Source organism: Rhodoblastus sp. (genome assembly GCF_041915505.1).
GTDB lineage: Bacteria > Pseudomonadota > Alphaproteobacteria > Rhizobiales > Beijerinckiaceae > Rhodoblastus.
Map to the genome: position 1 here is coordinate 1 of NZ_JAYSBG010000438.1, position 2,608 is coordinate 2,608.

General features: G+C 62.4%; 3 protein-coding genes. 2 read left to right on the forward strand and 1 reads right to left on the reverse strand.

Annotated features, from left to right (window positions below):
- Positions 1–932, reverse strand: a 932-nt coding sequence (locus tag ACE3S9_RS18230; protein ID WP_374547895.1) for an AraC family transcriptional regulator, incomplete at its 3' end; no start/stop codon positions are given.
- A 249-nt stretch (positions 933–1,181) separates the two neighbouring features.
- On the opposite strand from ACE3S9_RS18230, the gene ACE3S9_RS18235 reads away from it, so the two are divergent.
- Both ACE3S9_RS18235 and ACE3S9_RS18240 read left to right on the forward strand, forming a co-directional pair.
- Positions 1,182–2,030: a class I SAM-dependent methyltransferase gene (locus ACE3S9_RS18235; protein WP_374547896.1), complete on the forward strand. Its 849-nt coding sequence runs from the start codon at positions 1,182–1,184 to the stop codon at positions 2,028–2,030.
- A gap of 194 nt (positions 2,031–2,224) precedes the next feature.
- Positions 2,225–2,608, forward strand: a 384-nt coding sequence (locus ACE3S9_RS18240; protein WP_374547897.1) for a hypothetical protein, incomplete at its 3' end; no start/stop codon positions are given.

The window sequence follows — 2,608 nt, forward strand, 5'->3', positions numbered from 1 at the left end:
GCGCGGCTGAATGCGGCTTCGGATTCATAGCCGACTTCGCTTGCGACCACGGAAATCTTCACGCGACGATCGGCCAGGAGTTTGGCGGCCAGCTGCATGCGCCAATGAGTCAGATATTGAATCGGCGGGCAACCCACCAGATGGACGAACCGATCGGCGAGCGCCGAGCGCGATGCGCCGGCTCGTGACGCAAGCTCCTCCAATGTCCAGGCGTGCGCGGGCCGCGCATGCAGCAGAGCCAGGGCGCGGCCGATCAGCGGATCGCGCAATCCGGCGAGCCAACCGGTGCTGCTGTCCATCGCCAGTTGATCCATGTGCCGCCGGATCACCTCGACAAATAGCAACTCCGAAAGCCGGTTGATGACGACTTGGCTGCCAGCCCGTTTGTTGCCCATCTCCGCCGTGGCGAGCAAGATGAATTGATCGAGCAGGCCACGCGACGCCCACGTCGAACCACGCCCAAATCGGATGAAGCGCGGCAATGAATCCAGCAGCGGATTGAACGGACGCGCGTCACACGTGAAGAAACCGCAGATCAGCCGGGCGTCGCTTGGCCCGTCGCCGCCGGTTTGCAGCGTGAAGGGCAACGCATTGGCGTCTTGAGGGCGGCGGTGAATCTCCCAAATTGGTTCCGCGCGCATGCCCGGCGCGCTTGAAACCACATGCGGATCGCCCCGCGGAATGACCGCAATATCCCCTTCCTCGAGCCTGACCGGTTCAAATCCGGAACCTCCGATCAGCGATATCCAGCACGAGCCGCGGACGACGACGTGGTATTCGATCGCATATTGAGCGCCAGGCGTGATTTCATTGGCGATTTGAGCCGCGGGCGGCGCCTCCGCGACCCACGGCGAACTGGCGGTCACGTCGAAAAAGACTGAGCCCGACAAATGCACGGCCGAAAGGACGTCCGATAACGTATCCGAACTCACCGGTTCGATCCCTCAAAGATCGCCGCACCATTGGCGCGACGACATTCTGGACGCGAAAGCAAGCATTCCGGGCGATCGAGCAAAGAGGATAGCAAGTCTGGACGCGCAAGCAAGAAATGCGGTGCCACAATCATTTAGATAAGCCGCCCAATGACTTAACGCTTTGTGTGGAGGCTTCACGCGATGTGAGCCTCGCAATGTTGCCGTCGGCAGCGCGTCGGCAACTCCAGATCATCGAGGAGAACCGTGATGACGACAATCATTGAATGCCACCCCCAGGCGACCGAAAAGCCCGTTCCCGATTTGAAGGCCGTCAAGGCCAGACAGCACGCCGCTTGGTCATCCGGCGACTACGCGGTGATCGGAACGACATTGCAGATCGTAGGAGAACAACTGGCGGAGGCCCTCGATCTGCGCGCCGGCCAAACGGTGCTCGACATCGCCGCCGGCAACGGCAACGCCACGCTGGCGGCGGCTCGGCGCTGGTGCGACGTCACCTCGACCGATTACGTCGAGTCCCTGCTCGCCCGCGGACGCAAACGGGCGGAAGCGGAAGGCCTTCAGGTCAAGTTCCAGATCGCTGACGCTGAAAATCTGCCGTTCCCGGACGAGTCGTTCGACGCGGTCGTCTCGACTTTCGGAGCGATGTTCAGCCCCGATCAGGAGCGCACCGCCGCGGAAATGGCGCGCGTGTGCAAATCCGGCGGCCGGATCGGCCTCGCCAACTGGACACCCGAAAGCTTCGTCGGACAGATGTTCAAGACGATTGGAAAATACCTCCCGCCGCCAACCGGCGTGAAGCCGCCGGCGATCTGGGGAACGCGCGACTGGATCGAGGCGACGTTTGCTCCGGCGGCGTCCCGGATCGTCGCAGAGCGGCGCCAGTTCGTCTTTCGATATCTCTCGGCGCAACATTTCCTCGACACCTTCCGTCACTATTACGGACCGGCGCTCAAGGCTTTCGAAGCGCTCGGCGCGGTCGAACGCGAAATGCTCGCTCGCGATATCGTCGATCTGGTCAGCGTCTTCAATACATCTGACGACGACACCATGGTTGTCCCGAGCGAATACCTTGAAGTGAGCATCGCCAAAAACTAAAATGGCTGGGACGCGCGTCTAGGCAGGCGATGATCCACTTGAAACCGGCTCGTCGAAACGCATGGGCATGAAGCGGGGACGCAGCGTTTGCGCCCGCTTCATGCCCTCTGACATTTTCTTTGGCGTCCGCCGGGAAATGCGGAAACCAATATCCAGCGATCGTCGTCGGAGGCTCCGTTCCCGAACACTTGTTTTTGATCGCCCTCGACCGGAACGCGCCGTCGCGCAACGACGCCGGCCTTCTTGCCGAAAATCCGAAACCGGCGCGGGTCGCCGGCCATGGCCAAGGCCATTGCGCGGCGGCGGCCCGTTCTGTAGCAATTCGCCCATGGAACGCGTCGCGCGATATTCGGGAGCTTCCGATCCCGTCGCCCATGATGGCCGTCCGGACGCAATCCGCGCGGCCTCGTGGCCGCGTGTCCGGTTGGCCGTCGCCATCGGAGCGCGCCCTGGCAAGACGCCATTCCCCCGCAATCGCTGGAAAGGCGGCGAATAATGGCCCGCGCCACGAAGTCGACCCGCCTGGCGATGAAAGGCGCGACGGCGTTGTGGAAAGCGGCCTGGCTGCCGATTCTCAA

What these genes read in the sequence shown, in the direction of transcription:
- ACE3S9_RS18235 (WP_374547896.1), top strand. Translation starts at nt 1,182, where the DNA reads ATGACGACAATCATTGAATGCCACCCCCAGGCGACCGAAAAGCCCGTT.